Origin of the sequence: Streptomyces sp. NBC_01244 (genome assembly GCF_035987325.1) — a bacterium.
Classification (GTDB): domain Bacteria; phylum Actinomycetota; class Actinomycetes; order Streptomycetales; family Streptomycetaceae; genus Streptomyces.
This window is the reverse complement of sequence record NZ_CP108488.1, coordinates 4,697,371-4,715,021: the sequence shown is the minus strand read 5'-3', so window position 1 is coordinate 4,715,021 and position 17,651 is coordinate 4,697,371. Positions and strand designations below refer to the sequence as shown.

General features: G+C 72.3%; 15 protein-coding genes and 1 tRNA gene. 13 read left to right on the top strand and 3 right to left on the bottom strand.

The features are described from left to right. Nucleotides 1–19: 19 nt before the first annotated feature. From OG247_RS21220 to OG247_RS21205, 4 genes are all read left to right on the top strand, one after another. On the top strand, nt 20–574 hold the full coding sequence (locus tag OG247_RS21220) for a cysteine dioxygenase family protein (protein ID WP_327253718.1): 555 nt from the start codon (nt 20–22) through the stop codon (nt 572–574). Next, the gene (locus tag OG247_RS21215) at nt 574–1,632 is read left to right on the top strand and encodes a YeiH family protein (protein ID WP_327253717.1); all 1,059 of its coding nucleotides are present in this window, start codon (nt 574–576) and stop codon (nt 1,630–1,632) included. Before OG247_RS21220 ends, OG247_RS21215 begins: the two co-directional genes overlap by 1 nt. A 134-nt stretch (nt 1,633–1,766) precedes the next feature. Then, complete coding sequence (locus OG247_RS21210; protein ID WP_327253716.1) at nt 1,767–2,720, top strand: trypsin-like serine peptidase; 954 nt, start codon at nt 1,767–1,769, stop codon at nt 2,718–2,720. A gap of 57 nt (nt 2,721–2,777) precedes the next feature. Next, nucleotides 2,778–2,862, top strand: a tRNA-Ser gene (locus OG247_RS21205). A gap of 120 nt (nt 2,863–2,982) precedes the next feature. On the opposite strand, the gene OG247_RS21200 is transcribed toward OG247_RS21205, so the two are convergent. Next, nucleotides 2,983–4,191, bottom strand: coding sequence for an FAD-dependent monooxygenase (locus OG247_RS21200; RefSeq protein WP_327253715.1), 1,209 nt, complete (start codon nt 4,189–4,191; stop codon nt 2,983–2,985). 295 nt (nt 4,192–4,486) lie between these two features. Here OG247_RS21200 and OG247_RS21195 point away from each other — a divergent pair, with 295 nt between their 5' ends. From OG247_RS21195 to OG247_RS21155, 9 genes are all read left to right on the top strand, one after another. After that, nucleotides 4,487–4,897 (top strand): DUF6344 domain-containing protein, encoded by a 411-nt coding sequence (locus OG247_RS21195; RefSeq protein ID WP_327253714.1) that lies wholly within the window; start codon nt 4,487–4,489, stop codon nt 4,895–4,897. 736 nt (nt 4,898–5,633) lie between these two features. Further along, nucleotides 5,634–5,945, top strand: coding sequence for a hypothetical protein (locus OG247_RS21190; RefSeq protein WP_243331303.1), 312 nt, complete (start codon nt 5,634–5,636; stop codon nt 5,943–5,945). A gap of 182 nt (nt 5,946–6,127) precedes the next feature. Beyond that, complete coding sequence (locus OG247_RS21185) at nt 6,128–7,285, top strand: acyl-CoA dehydrogenase family protein (protein ID WP_327253713.1); 1,158 nt, start codon at nt 6,128–6,130, stop codon at nt 7,283–7,285. Next, entirely contained in the window at nt 7,282–8,322 is a 1,041-nt protein-coding gene (locus OG247_RS21180; protein WP_327253712.1) for a bifunctional MaoC family dehydratase N-terminal/OB-fold nucleic acid binding domain-containing protein, read from the top strand. Before OG247_RS21185 ends, OG247_RS21180 begins: the two co-directional genes overlap by 4 nt. Next, nucleotides 8,322–9,368, top strand: a complete 1,047-nt coding sequence (locus OG247_RS21175; protein WP_327253711.1) for an acyl-CoA dehydrogenase family protein — start codon at nt 8,322–8,324, stop codon at nt 9,366–9,368. The genes OG247_RS21180 and OG247_RS21175 overlap by 1 nt, the downstream gene beginning before the upstream one ends. 11 nt (nt 9,369–9,379) lie before the next feature. Beyond that, nucleotides 9,380–9,808: a MaoC family dehydratase gene (locus OG247_RS21170; RefSeq protein WP_327257566.1), complete on the top strand. Its 429-nt coding sequence runs from the start codon at nt 9,380–9,382 to the stop codon at nt 9,806–9,808. Then, nucleotides 9,805–10,971: a lipid-transfer protein gene (locus OG247_RS21165; protein ID WP_327253710.1), complete on the top strand. Its 1,167-nt coding sequence runs from the start codon at nt 9,805–9,807 to the stop codon at nt 10,969–10,971. Before OG247_RS21170 ends, OG247_RS21165 begins: the two co-directional genes overlap by 4 nt. A 192-nt stretch (nt 10,972–11,163) precedes the next feature. Next, complete coding sequence (locus tag OG247_RS21160) at nt 11,164–11,697, top strand: SigE family RNA polymerase sigma factor (RefSeq protein WP_266907026.1); 534 nt, start codon at nt 11,164–11,166, stop codon at nt 11,695–11,697. Nucleotides 11,698–11,850: 153 nt separating this feature from the next. Further along, the gene (locus OG247_RS21155) at nt 11,851–13,500 is read left to right on the top strand and encodes a long-chain fatty acid--CoA ligase (RefSeq protein WP_327253709.1); all 1,650 of its coding nucleotides are present in this window, start codon (nt 11,851–11,853) and stop codon (nt 13,498–13,500) included. Between the two features lie 76 nt (nt 13,501–13,576). On the opposite strand, the gene OG247_RS21150 is transcribed toward OG247_RS21155, so the two are convergent. Then, entirely contained in the window at nt 13,577–14,155 is a 579-nt protein-coding gene (locus tag OG247_RS21150; protein ID WP_327253708.1) for an antibiotic biosynthesis monooxygenase, read from the bottom strand. Nucleotides 14,156–14,168: 13 nt separating this feature from the next. After that, complete coding sequence (locus OG247_RS21145) at nt 14,169–17,630, bottom strand: response regulator (protein ID WP_327253707.1); 3,462 nt, start codon at nt 17,628–17,630, stop codon at nt 14,169–14,171. Between the last annotated feature and the right edge of the window lie 21 nt (nt 17,631–17,651).

Genomic DNA, 17,651 nt, shown 5'->3' with positions numbered 1-17,651 from the left:
GCTCCTCGACGCTCCCCTTATGACCACCACCACGCCGGCCCGCACGACCGCGAGGACGGCCGCCCTCGTCAGTGAGATCCGTACGGTCGTGGACCGGGGACTGGCCCCCGACCTGACCGCCTACCTGGTCGGTGAACGCCTCGCCCCGCACCTGGGGAAGCCCGGTCTGCTCACCGCCGAGCAGCACGAGGGGCACCCCGACCGCTACCGGCAACACGTCCTGCACGCGGAGCCGGACGGCAGTTTCTCCGTGGTGGCCCTGGTGTGGCTGCCGGGCCAGGAGACCGCCGTCCACGACCACGTCTCGTGGTGCGTGGCCGGGGTGCACGAGGGTGAGGAGAGCGAGCTCCGCTACCGCCTCGCCCCCGCCACGGCCACCACCGGCGCCCGGCTGGTGGCGACCGAGCACGTGGTCAACGGACCCGGTGAGGTCTGCGGGTTCGCCCCGCCCGGCGACATCCACAAGGTCCGCAACTCCTGTCGTACGAAGGCGATATCCCTGCACGTCTACGGCGCCGACGTCGTACGCCTGGGCAGCAGTGTCCGCCGCGTCTACACGCTCCCGACCGACTGATGGCCCTCCTGCACCGCCCCGTGCGCGGGGCGGGATCATCGGTACCGGTCGGTGTTTCACGTGAAACATCGTCATCGTGGCCCGGGTTGGGCCTCGCGGCGGCCGGAGTCCTGGTGGCCTGGTCGGTGCACCGGCTGGCGCCCTGGGCGCCGATGCTGACGGTGTCGGTGGTGCTCGGCATCGCCGCGGCTCACCTCCCCCGTCTACGGGGCTTCGTACGGGGCCCCGCGCGCCCGGGGCTCTCCCTGGCCGGCCGCCGCCTGATGCGGATCGGCATCGTCCTGCTGGGCCTGGCGCTGGGCCTGGACGAGGTGCTCCGGCTGGGCTGGGCCACCGTGGCGATGGTGGCTGCGGTGGTGGCGGCGACCTTCCTCGGCACCCTCTGGCTCGGCCGGCGACTCGGACTCCCCGGAGACCAGCCGTTGTTGATCGCCACCGGGTACTCGATCTGCGGAGCCTCGGCCATCGGAGCCGTCAGCCAGGTCTCGGGCAGCGACGAGGAGGACGTGGCCTCCTCGGTGGCTCTGGTCACCCTGTGCGGCACCCTCGCCATCGCCGTCCTCCCGCTCCTCCAGTCTCCGCTCGGACTCTCCGACCCGGACTTCGGCCGCTGGGTGGGCGCGAGCGTCCACGACGTCGGCCAGGTCGTGGCGACCGCTCAGACGGCCGGCCCCGGCGCACTCGGCGAAGCCGTGCTGATCAAGCTGATGCGCGTGGCGATGCTGGCCCCGCTGGTCGCGGCGGTGGCCTTCGCGGTACGGGCACGCAGGCGAGGAATGCGCACGCCCGCGGGCCGCCGACCGGCTCCGGTGCCGCTGTTCGTGGCCGGGTTCCTCGCGGCGGCCGCGCTGCGCGCCACCGGGATACTGCCCGACGCAGTGCTGGAAGGGGCGCACACCGCCCAGGAACTGCTGCTGGCCGCAGCTCTGTTCGGCCTGGGCAGCGCGGTCCACCTGCCCACCCTGTCCCGTACCGGCGGCCGTGCGGCCCTGTTGGGCCTCGCGGCCTGGGTGGTGGTGGCCGGAGCCTCGTACGCGGGTGTCCTCCTCACCACCTAACCGGAGTTGGCCATTTCCTGGCCGGAACCGACCGAACGTTCCGACTGGTGCCTGACATCTCGTTCCCGGCGTGCCACTCTGCCCCCGATCCGCACCGACAACTCTTCATCCGGGCACGGCAGAAGGAGTCATGCGTGAATCGCCATCGGACAGCCATATCGGTCTTGCTCGCGACAGGGGCCCTGCTTGCGGGTGCGTTGACGGCGGCCTCCCCCTCGGCCGCCGCGCAGCGCCCCGCCCCCGCTCCCGGGTCCTGGTCGGCCGCACAGATGCGGGCCGCCACCCCACTGGACATCACGGCCGCCCCGGGCATCGCCGCCCCGGGCGCGACCACCCGTACGGCGCCCACCGCCGCGGAGCGCCCCACGACGATCGCCCCGACCCCCGCCGGCGTCTCCCCCGCGGCCTTCCCCCAGCCGGGTGGAGCCTGGACGTCCGGTGGCGCGGTCGTCAAAACCTCGGGCCGGGTCTTCTTCACCTTCAACGGGAAGAGCGCCTCCTGCTCGGGTGACTCGATCACCAGCGCCAACGGCAGCACGGTGATCACCGCCGGCCACTGCGTGAAGTACCAGGGCGCCTGGCACACCAACTGGATCTTCGTCCCGGGGTACGACAACGGGAACGCGCCCTACGGCCAGTGGACGGCCACCAAGACCTTCGCGACCGACCAGTGGGTGGCGAGCGAGGACATGAACATGGACGTCGGCCTGGCGGTCGTCGCCCCGCTGAACGGACGGACGCTCAGCCAGACCGTCGGAGCCCAGGGCATCGTCTTCAACGGCGGCTACAACAAGAAGATGTACGCCTTCGGCTTCCCGGCGGCGGCCCCGTACGACGGCACCAAGCTCGTCTACTGCAGCGGCAACAGCGGCAAGGACTTCCTGCTGACCAAGGACCACAGCCTGCCCTGCAACATGACGGGCGGCTCCAGCGGCGGTCCCTGGTTCCAGGACTTCAACGAGGCGACCGGCCTGGGCACCCAGGTCTCGGTGAACAGCTTCGGCTACACCTTCCTGCCGAACCGCATGTACGGCCCGTACTTCGGCAACGAGGCGAAGGCGGCCTACGACAAGGCCCAGACCGCCTGACCCCCCGCGAATCCCCAGCGCCACTCACCCCCGCCGCCCGGTACTCTGTATCCGCCAGGTGGGTTGCCCGAGCGGCCTAAGGGAACGGTCTTGAAAACCGTCGTGGCGCGAGTCACCGTGGGTTCAAATCCCACACCCACCGCACCAGGCAGGGCCTAGGCCCAGCCCGAAGGGGTGTCACCGATCAGGTGGCACCCCTTCTGCGTTCGCCCCCGCTCGCGCAGGCGTGGTCGCAAGGCCTCTCGTATCCCTGCCCGCGCGGTCAGTAGTCCTTGAGGGTGATGGAGTTCGCGGCCTTCTGGATCGGCTCCATGACCTTGGCCATCATCCGCTGCTTGCCCGGCAGGCGGCCCAGGAGGGAGAGGACGGTCAGCTGGATCGAGATCTGGCGCTTGGTCCGCATGACCATGTGCTTGATGTTCGAGGGCCCGAGCTTCTGGTTCTCCTCCGCGAAGCCGCGCATCTCGCGTTCGTAGGCCGCGAAGCCGGTCGTGTGGTCGCCGCCGGCCGCGGCGAGCTCGCCCGCCAGGACGTAGGCGCCGACCAGGGCCAGGCTCGTGCCCTGGCCGGAGGCGGGCGAGGCGCAGTACGCGGAGTCGCCGACCAGGGCGGTGCGGCCCTTGGACCAGCTGTGCAGGTGGGCCTGGCTGAGGGAGTCGAAGTAGAAGTCCGGGGCCTCATCCAGTGCCGCGAGGAGCCGGGGCACCTCCCAGGCCTCGCCCGCGTACGCCCCCGCCAGCAGCTTCTTCTGCTGGGAGACGTCGTGGCGGTCGTACTCCAGCGGCTCCGAGGCGAAGAGGAACATCGCCTTCGCGCCGGTGTCCCTGGCCGTGCTGTACGTCAGGGCCGTGCGCAGGGGGGAGACGTACGTCAGCTCCCAGCGGTCGAGGTCGAGGTGGTTGGGGACACTGTAGATCGAGACGTAGTAGCCCAGGTCCCGGATGAAGCGCTCCTCGGGACCGAAGACCAGCGCCCGGGTGTTGGAGTGCAGCCCGTCGGCGCCGACGACCAGGTCGAAGACGCGGCGCGCGCCGCTGTCGAACGCCACCTCGATGCCGTCCGCGGTCTCCGTGGCGCAGGTGATGGAGTCGCCGAAGAGGTACTCGACGCCGTCGGCTCCGTCGACGCCGAGGTCGTAGAGGATCCGGTTGAGGTCACCGCGCAGGATCTCCGCGTCGTGGCCCGCGCGGCCGCCGAAGGTGTCGCCGTCCATGGTCGCCACCCGCTTGCCCGCCGCATTGACGATGGAGCCCCCCTGGACGTCGGTCCGCTGGGCGCGGACCGCGTCGAGGACCCCGGCGCGGGAGACCACGTCGAGCGCGGCACCCCGGACGTCGATCTTGTAGCCGCCCTCGCGGAGGGAGGGGGCGCGCTCGACCACGGTCGGCCGGAAGCCGTGGTGGCGCAGCCAGTAGGCCAAGGCGGTGCCCGCGATGCCGGCACCCGATATCAGTACGTTTCGGTTCTGCATGGAAACCTGGTCCCCCGACCATGAGAAGAAGATCCGCCGCGCTGTCGGTGGAGCATGCTGGGCGGGCTGAGTGGATGTCAACATCCGTCCGGAGATGGGGAGATGGCGATCCTCCGGTGGAGTTCGGGCTCGGCGTCGCGTAAGGATCGAGGGGGCAGGAATTGTGCGATTAGCCCCTTTGAGTGGTGTTTGTCGGAAGAGCGGCGCGGGGCGTGGAGGCGTTCCGGTTGCGCCCGCATCATGACGAATGTATTCAGATCCGCCCGTCGGAACATCGCGAAAAGAGGGACCCGTCATGGCTCACCGCAGCACCATCACGTCGATCTGGACCACCGTCCTCCTGGCCCTCGTGGGCCTCCTCACTTCCCTCGGCTTCGGCGGCAAGGCCGCCCAGGCCGTCGCCACCCCGCTCTCCTCCTCCCCCGCCGCCGCCCCCGCGGCCGCCGCGGCGAACCGGCCGGCCTTCATGGCCCGGCGGACCTGGAGGGCGATGATGCGCGGTGGTTCGCTCCCGCCCACCATCAAGCAGCGCATCCGCGCCGAGGCCCACGGCAAGACCCCGTCCGTCCGCCGCTCCACCACCGCCCTGGCCGCCGGCTCCGGAGCCGATTCCGAGTCCGGAGTGGACAACGGCGTCCGTGGCGCAGCGATCGCCGCAGCGGTCCGTGTCGGAGCCGCTCGCCGGGAGATGGCGCTCGCCGCGTAGCGCGCGCGGCACGGAGTGCTCGTACTGCGGAGGCAGGGGAACCCCGTCACGTGCGGGTGTGGGACGCGGGACCCGATACGCGCAGGTTCATCAGGTTCATCAGGTTCATCGAGTGCATCGGTGCGTGAGGTCCGTCAGGTCCCCCGGAAGCCGGTACACGCAGGTGCGCAGGACCCAGTGGTACGCATACGCATACGCATAGGCAGGACACAGCCGCGCGCAGAAGTGCGGCAGTAGAACCGGAAGCAGAAGCGGAACGAGAAGCAGTAGCAGGCGCTGGAGCCCGGTCGGTCGGTGTGAGTAGGCCGCGACCGCGGATCGCGCCGTGACGGTGCCCCGGAGCGGGGCACAGTGGGAAGACCCCGGCGAGCGCCGGGGGCGTGCAGGGGGCGTGAAGCTTGGCAGTGCAGGGCCGCAAGCCCGGGAGACGGTGGGGTTCCCGGACGGCGCGGCCCTTTTCGGCATGTCCGGGGGCGGCCGGTTTGGCGGAACGGTTCAGCCCTTGCCCCGCAGGGGTTTCGGAGGGTCTCAGGGCGCTGACCTGGGGCGGCGGGGGCGCGAATGGGGTTTATCTGATGTTGGTCATGCTTGCGGGGGAATAGAGGACTCCGGGGTGGTTCGCCGGGGATTCGGTGGGCAACTCTGGTCTCGCGACGTCGTCACCACACGGAACGACCGAGGCGGTCGGCCAACTGCCTTGGAGTACACCCCACTTCGGTTTTCTGGAGGATAAGACATGGCAAGCATCCGTACCGCCCGCGTCATCGCCGCCGTCGCCGCTCTCCCCCTCGCCGTCGCCCTCTTCGGCGGGGTGGCATCGGCCGACAACGGCTCCTTCGCGAACGACGGATCGAATGCGAGCGTCGCCAGCATCATCGGCAGCGGCGTGGGTGGCAACAACCACGGCAACTCCTCCACCTCGCAGCAGGTGGCCACCGGGTCCGGCGCGTCCAACCAGAACAACACCGCGCAGGTCAACGGCTCGGCCTTCACCGCGATCGAACAGCACAACTCCAACGTCGCCGTGAACTTCTACCCCTGGTGGTAGTCGCGGCCTGAGCCGCACCGACTGTTGAGGGCGCCTGCGCGACCGGACCGGCTGGGGTCCGGTAGTGCGGGCGCCCTCGGGCGTTTTCCGTGCTCCGTCACAGTGCCCCGGCCTTGACATCCACCTGGAATCTGACGGACAGTCAGGTCCACTTGATGATGTGATGCCGGGAGGCCAGCGCCGTGCACCTCGCCCCGACCGAAGGCCAGTTGCGGCTCCGCGCCGAGCTGCGGGAGTACTTCGGAAACCTGCTGCCGGACGGGGTGCCCGAGGACCCCGCCGAGCAGCGCGCACTACTGCGCCGGATAGGCGCCGACGGACTCCTCGGCCTCGGCTGGCCCGTCGAGTACGGAGGCCAGGGCCGCGGGCCGGACGAGCAGTTCGTGTTCTTCGACGAGGCCTACCGGGCGGGTGCCCCCGTCTCGATGGTCACCCTCAACACCGTCGGCCCGACCCTGATGAAGTACGGAACGCAGGAGCAGAAGGACTACTTCCTGCCCCGGATCCTCAAGGGCGAACTCGTCTTCGCCATCGGCTACTCCGAGCCCGAGGCCGGCACCGACCTCGCCTCCCTGCGCACCAGGGCCGTCCGGGACGGCGACGGCTGGCTGATCGACGGCCAGAAGATCTTCACCTCCAACGCCCAGAACGCCGACTGGATCTGGCTCGCCTGCCGCACCGACCCGGAGGCGCCCAAGCACAAGGGCATCTCCATCATCCTGGTGCCCACCGAGGCCCCCGGCTTCGCCTGGACCCCGATCGACACCGTCGGCGGGCTGACCACGACCGCCACGTACTACGACTCCATCCGCGTGCCCGCCGGGAACCTCGTCGGCCCCGAGCACGGCGGCTGGGGCCTGATCACCAACCAGCTCAACCACGAACGCGTCGCCCTCGCCGCCATAGGCATGCAGGCCGAGGACTTCTACCGGGGCGCGCTCGACCACGCCCGCACCCCCGACCCGGTCACCGGGGAGCGCCCCGCCGACCGCCCCTGGATCCAGTCGCGGCTCGCCGAGGCCCACGCGCGCCTCGCCGCCGTACGCCTCCTCAACTGGCGCCTCGTCCAGGACGTCGGCGCCGGCACCCTGGCCCCGGGCGATGCGAGCGGCGTGAAGTTCCTGGGCACCGAGTCCACCGTCGAGGTGTACCGGATCTGCCAGGAGGTGGTGGGGGAGGAGGCACTCGTCCGGGGACCGGGCCCCGCGGTCTTCGCGGGCGGCGAGCTGGAGCGGATGAACAGGGCCGCCCAGATCAACACCTTCGGGGGCGGCGTCAGCGAGGTCCAACGGGAGATCGTCGCCATGATGCGGCTCGGTATGAAGGGAAGGAAGCGATGACCGCCACGCCCGCCACGCCCGCCACCGGAGCACTGGAAGCGGAGACGGAAGCCGCGACGGAAGCAGCGACGGAAGCCGCGACGGAAGCAGCGCGCTTCCACACCCTGCTCACGTCCTTCGAAGGGCAGCCCGCCGCCACCGCCGGCCAGGGCAAGGACGCGGTCAACGAGCCGATGATCCGCCACTGGTGCGAGGCGATGGGCGATGCGAACCCCGCCTACACCGGGCCCGGCGCCATCGCCCCGCCCACCATGCTCCAGGCATGGACGCTGGGCGGCCTCTCCGGACATGCCGACCGCTCCTCGGCCTACGACGAGCTCCTCGCGCTCCTCGACGGCGCCGGCTGCACCTCCGTCGTCGCCACCGACTGCGAGCAGGAGTACCTGAAGCCGCTGCGCCCCGGCGACGCGATCACCTTCGACGCCGTCATCGAGTCGGTGTCCCCGCGCAAGACGACCAAGCTGGGCACCGGCCACTTCGTGACCACCCGCATGGACATCCGCGCGAACGGCGAACTCGCCGGGACCCACCGCTTCCGGATCCTCAAGTACGCCCCGGCGGCGAAGAAGCCCACCGGGGCGAAGCCGGCCGCCGAGTCGAACAAGCCCGCCACCGCCCAATCCGCCACGGCCAAGCCCGCCCAGCGCCCCCGCCCCGTGATCAACCGCGACAACCGGGGCTTCTGGGACGGCGTCCGCGAGCACAAGCTCCTGATCCAGCGCTGCACCGCCTGCGCGACGCTCCGCTTCCCCTGGCTCCCCGGCTGCAATACCTGCGGGAGCCCGGACTGGGACACGGTCGAGGCGTCCGGCGCCGGCACGGTGTTCTCGTACGTGGTCATGCACCACCCGCCCTTCCCCGCCTTCGACCCGCCCTACGCGGTGGCTCTCGTCGAACTCGCGGAAGGGGCCCGCATGGTCAGCAACATCACCGGCGTCCCCTACGACAAGGTCCGCATCGGGCTGCCCGTACAACTGGAGTTCCTGCGCGTGGACGAGGAACTGGAACTGCCCGTCTTCCGGGGGAGCGAAGCCTGATGGACTTCCACCCCACCGAGGAGCAGGCCGCCGCGGCCGGACTCGCCGCCCAGATCTTCGCGGACCTCGCCACCCACGACCGCCTCGGCGCCGCCGGCACGGGCAGCGACGCCGAACTCTGGAAGGCCCTCACCACCGCCGGGCTGACCGCCGCCGTCGAGGACGTCGGCCTGCTCGGCCTGGTGCTCCTGCTCGAGGAACAGGGCCGCACGACCGCGCAGGTCCCGTACGCCGCCACGTGCGTGTACGGGATCCTCGCCCTGACCCGGCACGGCACCGAAGAGCAGCGTGCCCGGCTGCTCCCCGCGCTCGGCTCCGGCGACGCGGTCGCCACCGGAGCCTTCCCGGACCGGGGCCGGATCACCGCCACGCCGGACGGGCGGCTCACCGGCCGCGCCCCCGCCGTGCCCTGGCTGCGCGAGGCCACGCACGTCCTGGTCCCGGACCGGGCGGGAGCCCTGTGGCTCGTACGGACGGACGCGCCCGGGGTGCGCACGGAGCCGGTGGAGACCACCGCACCCTGGTCGGCCGGAAGCCTGACACTGACCGCCGCCGAGGCGGAACGGGTCGGCGGGGACGGCGCCTACGCGGACGTACTGGCCGTGGCCCGGACCGCCTTCGCCGGCCTCCAGGCGGGAGTCTGCGCGGGCTCGCTGGCCCGCGCCGTGGAGTACACCTCCACCCGGGAGCAGTTCGGCCGGCCGCTCTCCACCAACCAGGGGGTCATGCTGCGCGCGGCCGACGCCTACATGGACACCGAGGCCATACGGGTCACCGCGTACGAGGCGGCCTGGCGCGTGGACGAGGGGTTCCCGGTGGGCGAGCACGCGCTGACGGCGGCCTGGTGGGCCTCCGAAGCGGGCAAACGGGTCGTCCACGCGGGCCAGCACCTGCACGGCGGCATGGGCGCCGACCTCGACCACCCCGTCCACCGGCACTTCCTGTGGGGACGCCAGCTCGACGCGTACCTGGGCTGCGGCAGCGAACTGCTGGCCGAGCTCGGCGCGGTCCTGTCCGAAGACACGCCCGAGGGGGACGAGGCATGAACACCGGAGGCATGAACATCGGCGACACCCTGCCGCCGCTGGAGGTACCGGTCAGCCGCACCCTGATCGTCGCGGGCGCGATCGCCTCCCGCGACTACCAGGACGTGCACCACGACGCGGTGCTCGCGCGGGAGAAGGGCTCCCCGGACATCTTCATGAACATCCTGACGACCAACGGTCTGGTCGGCCGGTACATCACCGACCACCTCGGCCCGCGTGCGGTCCTGCGCAAGGTCGCGATCCGCCTCGGTGCCCCGAACTACCCCGGCGACACCATGACGCTGACCGGCACCGTCACCGCCCGAGACGGGGACACCGCCGAGATCCACGTGGTCGGCGCCAACGGCATCGGCCGGCACGTCACGGGCACCGTCACCGTCACGCTCGACCCCACGGCAGCCGACCCGGACGGCCTCGGCACCCCGGAGGGCACGGCATGAGCGTCCGCACCCGTGACCAGCTCGGCGGCCGCGCCGCCATCGCCGGCATCGGCGCCACCGAGTTCTCCAAGGACTCCGGCCGCAGTGAGCTCAAGCTGGCCGTCGAGGCCGTGCACGCGGCCCTGGACGACGCCGGGCTCACCCCCGCCGACGTGGACGGCATGGTCACCTTCACGATGGACACGAGCCCCGAGATCACCGTCGCCCAGGCGGCCGGCATCGGGGACCTCTCCTTCTTCTCCCGCATCCACTACGGCGGGGGCGCCGCCTGCGCCACCGTCCAGCAGGCCGCCCTCGCCGTCGCCACCGGGGTCGCGGAGGTGGTGGTCTGCTACCGCGCCTTCAACGAGCGCTCCGGCCGCCGCTTCGGCTCCGGCGTCCAGCAGCGCGAACCCTCGGCCGAGGGCGCGGCGCTCGGCTGGTCCCTGCCCTGGGGGCTGCTCACCCCGGCCTCCTGGGTGGCCATGACGGCCCAGCGCTACCTGCACGCCTACAACCTGACCCCCGAGGCCTTCGGCCACGTCGCGGTCACCGACCGTCGGCACGCGGCGAACAATCCGGCCGCCTACTTCTACGGCAAGGCCATCACCCTCGCCGACCACGCGGCCTCGCGCTGGATCGTCGAGCCACTGCGGCTCCTCGACTGCTGTCAGGAGACGGACGGCGGCCAGGCCATCGTCGTCACCACCGCGGAGCGGGCCCGCGACCTGCGGCAGAAGCCCGCCGTGATCACGGCGGCGGCACAGGGCGCGGGCCGCCGGCAGGAAGCCATGTCCTCCTTCTACCGGGACGGACTCACCGGGCTGCCGGAGATGGACGTGGTCGCCCGGCAACTGTGGCGGACCAGCGGACTGCGGCCCTCGGACATCGACGTCGGCATCCTCTACGACCACTTCACGCCCTTCGTGCTGATGCAGCTGGAGGAGTTCGGCTTCTGCGCGCCGGGGGAGGCGGCCGATTTCGTGGCCGCGGACGCGCTGCCGCTCAACACCCACGGAGGCCAGCTCGGGGAGGCGTACCTGCACGGCATGAACGGCATCGCCGAGGCGGTCCGCCAGCTGCGCGGCACCTCCGTCAACCAGGTCCCCGGCGCCGCTCACGCCCTGGTCACCGCCGGTACCGGGGTCCCGACCTCCGGTCTGATCCTGGGCGCGGACGGCTGATCCGCCCGCCGCCGAGGGCCTGCCCGCTCGTGCACCGGCCCGCCGGCCCGCCCGCCCTCCCACCCCGTGCGGAAGCCCCGCCTCCTCCACCTACAGGAGGTGGGGCGGGCCCCGCCCCTACAACCTGAGGGGGATCCCGCTTCGGCACTTGCGGCCGATCCGGTGGGGCCTCGCCGCTCCTAGCGTGGAGGCATGACCACGCCTGTGTGCACGCTCGCCTCGAATCCGACGCCGTACCCGTCGTTCTCGGCGTACGTCCGGACCCGCGGCACGGTCCTGATGCGCACCGCGCGCTCGCTCACCGCCAACCCCTGCGACGCCGAGGACCTCCTCCAGACGGCGCTGGCCAAGACCTACGTCGCGTGGGACCGCATCGAGGACCACCGCGCCCTGGACGGGTACGTCCGCCGGGCCCTGGTCAACACCCGCACCAGTCAGTGGCGCAAGCGCAAGGTGGACGAGTTTGTCTGCGACGAGCTCCCCGAGGCCGACGAGCCGCCGGCCGCCGACCCCGCCGAGGCGCAGGCCCTGCGCGACGCGATGTGGCGCGCGGTGACCCGGCTGCCCGACCGGCAGCGGGCGATGGTCGTCCTGCGCTACTACGAGGACATGAGCGAGGCCCAGACCGCCGAGCTGCTCGGTGTCTCCGTGGGCACCGTCAAGAGCGCCGTCTCCCGGGCGCTGGTCAAGCTCCGCGAGGACCCGGAACTGACACCCGTCCGCTGACTCCGCCCGATCCCGGACCGCCCCGCCCGATGTTTCACGTGAAACATCGGGCCTCGTTTTCTACTCTTGGGTAGTGACAGACCGAGCGGTACGTGCGCAGAATCGCAGCATCCGTAGCCGCCGCAGCGCCGCAGCGCTCACCGGGAGGACGCTTTGCTGAGCACCATGCAGGACGTACCACTCCTCGTCACCCGCATACTGCAGCACGGGATGACGATCCACGGGAAGTCCCAGGTCACGACCTGGACCGGGGAGGCCGAGCCGCACCGCCGCAGCTTCGCCGAGATCGGGACCCGTGCCACGCGCCTGGCCAACGCCCTGCGCGACGAGCTGGGCGTCCAGCAGGACGACCGCATCGCGACCCTGATGTGGAACAACGCCGAGCACGTGGAGGCGTACTTCGCGATCCCCTCCATGGGGGCCGTCCTGCACACGCTGAACCTGCGGCTCCCTCCCGAGCAGCTGGTCTTCATCGTCAACCACGCGGCCGACCGGGTCGTCCTGGTCAACGGCACCCTCCTGCCGCTGCTCGTCCCGCTCCTGCCGCACCTGCCGACCATCGAGCACGTCGTGGTCGCGGGCATCGGCGACCGCTCCGCTCTCGAGGGCCTCGGCGTACGGGTGCACGAGTACGAGGAGCTCCTGGCGGGCCGCTCGGACACCTACGACTGGCCCGAGCTGGACGAGCGCCAGGCCGCGGCCATGTGCTACACCTCCGGCACCACGGGGGACCCCAAGGGCGTCATCTACTCCCACCGCTCGATCTACCTGCACTCGATGCAGGTCAACATGGCCGAGTCGATGGGCCTGACCGACAAGGACACCTCCCTCGTCGTCGTCCCGCAGTTCCACGTCAACGCCTGGGGCCTTCCGCACGCCACTTTCATGACCGGCATCAACATGCTGATGCCGGACCGCTTCCTGCAGCCCGCCCCGCTCGCCGACATGATCGAGCGGGAGAAGCCCACGCACGCCGCGGCCGTCCCCACCCTCTGGCAGGGGCTGCTCGCCGAGGTCACGGCCCGCCCGCGCGACCTGACCTCCATGAAGCAGGTCACCATCGGCGGCGCGGCCTGTCCGCCGGCCCTGATGGAGGCCTACGACAAGATCGGCGTACGCCTCAACCACGCCTGGGGGATGACGGAGACCTCCCCGCTCGGCACCATGGCCCACCCGCCGGCCGGTCTGACCGCCGAGGAGGAGTGGCCGTACCGCATCACCCAGGGCCGCTTCCCGGCGGGCGTCGAGGCCCGCCTGGTCGGCCCCGGCGGCGACCTCCTGCCCTGGGACGGCGAGTCGGCGGGCGAGCTGGAGGTCCGCGGCAGCTGGATCGCGGGTGCCTACTACGGCGGCGCGTCGGGCGAACCGGTCCGCCCCGAGGACAAGTTCAGCGCGGACGGCTGGCTCAAGACCGGAGACGTCGGCGTGATCAGCCCCGATGGCTACCTCACGCTCACCGACCGCGCCAAGGACGTCATCAAGTCCGGCGGTGAGTGGATCTCCAGCGTGGAGCTGGAGAACGCGCTGATGGCCCATCCAGAGGTCGCCGAGGCGGCGGTCGTCGCCGTCCCCGACGACAAGTGGGACGAGCGCCCGCTGGCCACCGTGGTCCTCAAGGAGGGGGCCACCGTGGACTACGCGGGACTGCGTGCCTTCCTCGGCCAGTCGATCGCCAAATGGCAGCTGCCGGAGCGCTGGGCCTTCGTGGAGGCCGTGCCGAAGACGAGCGTCGGCAAGTTCGACAAGAAGGTGATCCGCAAGCAGTACGCGGACGGTGTCCTCGACGTCACCAAGCTCGACTGAGCCCACCGACCGAGCCCACCGACGGGGCCCCACTGAGCCGCACGGGGCCCCACCCCGGGTGTCCGGCCCCGCGGGGCTACTGGCCGCGCGTGAGCCAGGGCCGCAGCAGCTTGCTGATCGCCGGCATGGCCACGTAGGTCATCAGGGTGCTGAAGACGACGGCGAACGCGGCCGTCCGCAGGACGAAGTGCAGATTCACCAGGTACGGCCCGAGCAGCGCGTTGCCCGCGAGCGAGATCGGGAAGATGGCCAGCCCCGAGCTGATCGCCATCTTCCACCGCGGAGGCGCGGGCCGGGCCGTACCCGGCTTCGCGAACCAGGTCTCCATGCCGTGCAGTTCGCGCCGGGCTATCTCGCTGTGGTGGTGCCCGAGGCAGTTCGAGAACCAGGCGGCGCGCTCGGCGGAGTCCTGCCACCGCTGGAAGGCCGCCTGGTTGCGGAACCGGTGCACCAGGAACCAGGGCCCGCCCTCGACGGCCGGCCGGAACAGCCCGTACCCCAGGTGGTCGGGGAAGGCCGAGGCCGTCTCCAGGATCCCGTGGGCCCAGGCCTCGAAGTTCTCCTCGTGGCCCGGATCGACCTGTCGAGCGATGAGCAAGCTGACCTCCCCGTTGTCGGCGGGGACGGTCTGCTCGCTCGTGTCGATGATGGCCATGCGGCCAGAATGACTAGTTGGTGCCGATCTTGGCCAGCAGGTCCACGATGCGACCCTGCACGTCGGCCGTGGTGGACCGCTCGGCGAGGAACAGCACGCTCTCGCCCGAGGCCAGCCGCGGCAGTTCGGCCGGCTCGATCCCGGTGGCCGTGTAGACGACCAGCGGGGTGTGGTTCAACTGCCCGTTGGCGCGCAGCCAGTCCACGATCCCGGCCCGGCGCCGGCGCACCTGCATCAGGTCCATCACCACCAGGTTCGGCCGCATCCGGGTCGCCAGCTCCACGGCGTCCGTATCGGCGTCGGCCCGTGCGACCTGCATGCCGCGCCGCTCCAGGGCGGCGGTCAGCGCGGTCGCGATCTCGTCGTGCTCCTCGATCAGCAGCACCCGGGACGGGTGTTGCTCGCTGTCGCGCGGCGCGAGCGCCTTCAGGAGCACGGCCGGATCGGCTCCGTACGCGGCCTCGCGCGTGGCGTGCCCCAGCCCGGCCGTCACCAGTACGGGCACCTCGGCGGCCACCGCGGCCTGGCGCAGCGACTGCAGGGCGGTCCGGGTGATCGGCCCGGTGAGCGGGTCCACGAACAGCGCGGCGGGGAACGCGGCGATCTGCGCGTCGACCTCCTCGCGGGAGTGCACGATCACCGGGCGGTAGCCGCGGTCGCTGAGTGCGGCCTGCGTCTGCGCGTCCGGAGCCGGCCACACCAGGAGCCGGCGCGGGTTGTCCAGCGGCTCGGGCGGCAGCTCGTCGTCCACGGGACGGGGCACGGTCCGGTTGACCACCTCGACGGCGCCACCGGGCCCGTCCAGCGGCTCGGGGCCCTCGGCCGAGCCCGCCTCGGGGGCTCCTATGGCGAAGGCCCGGCCCTCGGGCGCGGGCTCCGCGAGCCGACGCCGCCGGCCGGAGCCGTTCGTGTCGGTGGACCCGCCGCCCTGGCCGAGGCTGCCCAGCGCGCGGACGCTGATCGGCGCCCCGGCGGCCTCCGCGGAGGTGTCCTGCGGCTGCCGGGCTCCGGGTACGGCGATCTGCCCGCCGCCGTCCGAGTCCTCGGGGGCGGTACGGGCCGCCGGAACCGGCCAGGCCGGGGTGGCGGGCAGCGCACGCCGCCGCCCGGTGGGATGCGTATCGGGGGCTACGGGGCCCTGCGCACCCGCGTCCACCCGCCCGGCGGCGGCTTCGGCGCCCTCGGAGTCGGTGCCGGGCGCGCTCAGCACCCGGCGCCCGCGCCGCCCGCCCGCGGCTTCCGCGTCGGAGTCGGAGTCGGCCCCGGCGGGGGCCTGCGGCGGCTGCGGAGCCGGCGTCGGCCCGGCGGGCAGCGCGAAGCCGCCCTCGGGGGCGATGGGCCGTACGGGAACGGGGGAGGGCGCAGCCACGGGCATCGGAGTGGGCATCGGAGCAGGCATCGGCGCGGGCGTCGGCGCGGGCGTCGGCCCGAGTCCGGTCGCAGGCACCGGGCCGCCCGGCTGCGCCGGTCCCGCCGCGCCCAGGGCACGCCGCCGCCCGGCCGGGTGCTCCGTCAGCGGAACGGGGAGCCCCGGGAACGGCGGCACCGGCACGGGAGCCACCGGCACCGGAGGGAGCGCGGGCATGTGGGTCCCCTGCGGGGGCACGGGCTGCCCGGGGCCGCCCGGACGGTCGTTGGCGCCACCGGAGTCGCCGCTGTTGCCGCCGCCGCTGCCGTCGCCGTTCTGGCCGCGGCGCCGCCCGGTGCCGCTGCCACCCAGGCCCGCCGGGTTCACGGGGGACTGGGCGAGCTCCGCGGGAGCGCCGTCGCCGGGCCGGGCAACCGCCCCGGCCTCGCTGCCCCGGCGCCGACCGGACGGCAGCGCGAGCGCGCTCCCGCCGTCGGAGTCCTGGCCTGCCTTCGCCACGCCGGTGCCGCCGCCGGCTCCCGCAGCGGCGTCGTCGTCGAGGAACGCGTCCACACCGCGCCGGGCCCGCCGGCCGCCGGAGACCTGCCCCGGGCCGCCCTCGGTCCCGGGCGCGGCCGGGGGAGCCTCCACCGGCTCGGGCAGGGTGACCGTCCCGGCTCCCGCACCCAGCGGCAGCTCCAGTACGTACGCCCCGCCGGGAGCGCCCGGCACCTCCACCGTCTGCAGGACGCCGCCGTGCGCCTCCACGATGCCCCGCACGATCGGCTCGTGCACCGGGTTGCCGCCCTCGTACGGGCCGCGCACCTCGATCCGTACGACCTCGCCGCGCTGTGCGGCGGCCACCACGATCGTCGAGTCCATGTACCCGCTGCCCTGCGGGGTCTTGCCGGTGGCGTCCACCCCGGCGACGTCCGCGACCAGGTGCGCGAGGGCGGTCGCGATGCGCTCCGCGTCCACCTCGGCCTCGATGGTCGGGGCGTGCACGGCGAACTGCGCGCGCCCGGGGCCGATGAGCTCGACCGCGCCGTCGACACCGGCCGCGACGACCCCGTCGATCAGTACCTTCTTCTTGTCGAGCTTCTCGCCGCCCGCGTCGAGGCGCTGGAAGGCGAGCACGTTGTCGACCAGCGTGGTCATCCGGGAGTAGCCGGCGGCCAGGTGGTGCAGCAGCTGGTTGGCCTCGGGCCACAGCTGTCCCGCGTCGTCGGCGGCCAGCGTGGCCAGCTCCCCGCGCAGCTCCTCCAGCGGCCCGCGCAGGGAGTCGCCGAGGACGGACAGCAGCTGGGCGTGGCGGGCGGCCAGCGCGTCGTAGGAGCGCCGGTCGGTGAAGGTCATGACGGCGCCGACGAGCTGCTCCCCGTCCCGTACGGGAGAGGTGGTCAGGTCCACGGCGACGGGCTGCCCGGACTTGTTCCACAGCACCTGGCCGCGGACCCGGTGCTTGCGTCCGCTGCGCAGGGTGTCGGCGAGCGGGGACTCCTCGAAGGGGAACGGCGATCCGTCGGCGCGCGAGTGCTGGACCAGCCCGTGCAGTTCGCGGTTGCCGAGGTCGGTGGCGCGGTAACCGAGGATCTGGGCGGCGGCCGGATTGACCAGCACGACCCTGCCGTCGGTGTCCGTGCCGACGACGCCCTCGGCGGCGGCGCGCAGGATCATCTCGGTCTGGCGCTGGGAGCGGGCCAGCTCGGCCTCGGTGTCCACCGTCTGCGAGAGGTCCCGTACGACGAGCATCAGCAGCTCGTCGCCGGTGTACGAGGGCTGCGGCTCGCGGTAGGCGTCACGGCCGTCGAGATGGGCCGCGGTGACCTCGACGGGGAACTCGCTGCCGTCGGTGCGGCGGGCGACCATCCGTTTCGGGCGGGCGCGGCCGCCCTCGTCCTCGCCGGGCCGGCGCATGGAGCCGGGGATCAGCTTGGAGTCGAACTCGGGCAGGAGGTCGAGCACGCCCCGGCCGACGAGCCCGGTACCGGGGCTCTCCATGACCTCGAGGGCGATCGAATTCGCGTTGACGACCGTGCCGTTGGCGTTGACGAGCAACAGCGCGTCCGGAAGAGCGTCGAGTATTGCTGCGAGGCGAGCAGCGCCTCGGGATGGCCTGCTGCTCACGACGAGCTTCCTCCCTGACCA

What these genes read in the sequence shown, in the direction of transcription:
- OG247_RS21215 (WP_327253717.1), top strand. Translation starts at nt 574, where the DNA reads ATGGCCCTCCTGCACCGCCCCGTGCGCGGGGCGGGATCATCGGTACCG.
- OG247_RS21220 (WP_327253718.1), top strand. Translation starts at nt 20, where the DNA reads ATGACCACCACCACGCCGGCCCGCACGACCGCGAGGACGGCCGCCCTC.
- OG247_RS21170 (WP_327257566.1), top strand. Translation starts at nt 9,380, where the DNA reads ATGAACATCGGCGACACCCTGCCGCCGCTGGAGGTACCGGTCAGCCGC.
- OG247_RS21165 (WP_327253710.1), top strand. Translation starts at nt 9,805, where the DNA reads ATGAGCGTCCGCACCCGTGACCAGCTCGGCGGCCGCGCCGCCATCGCC.
- OG247_RS21200 (WP_327253715.1), bottom strand. Translation starts at nt 4,191, where the DNA reads ATGCAGAACCGAAACGTACTGATATCGGGTGCCGGCATCGCGGGCACC.
- OG247_RS21150 (WP_327253708.1), bottom strand. Translation starts at nt 14,155, where the DNA reads ATGGCCATCATCGACACGAGCGAGCAGACCGTCCCCGCCGACAACGGG.
- OG247_RS21195 (WP_327253714.1), top strand. Translation starts at nt 4,487, where the DNA reads ATGGCTCACCGCAGCACCATCACGTCGATCTGGACCACCGTCCTCCTG.
- OG247_RS21175 (WP_327253711.1), top strand. Translation starts at nt 8,322, where the DNA reads ATGGACTTCCACCCCACCGAGGAGCAGGCCGCCGCGGCCGGACTCGCC.
- OG247_RS21190 (WP_243331303.1), top strand. Translation starts at nt 5,634, where the DNA reads ATGGCAAGCATCCGTACCGCCCGCGTCATCGCCGCCGTCGCCGCTCTC.
- OG247_RS21160 (WP_266907026.1), top strand. Translation starts at nt 11,164, where the DNA reads ATGACCACGCCTGTGTGCACGCTCGCCTCGAATCCGACGCCGTACCCG.
- OG247_RS21180 (WP_327253712.1), top strand. Translation starts at nt 7,282, where the DNA reads ATGACCGCCACGCCCGCCACGCCCGCCACCGGAGCACTGGAAGCGGAG.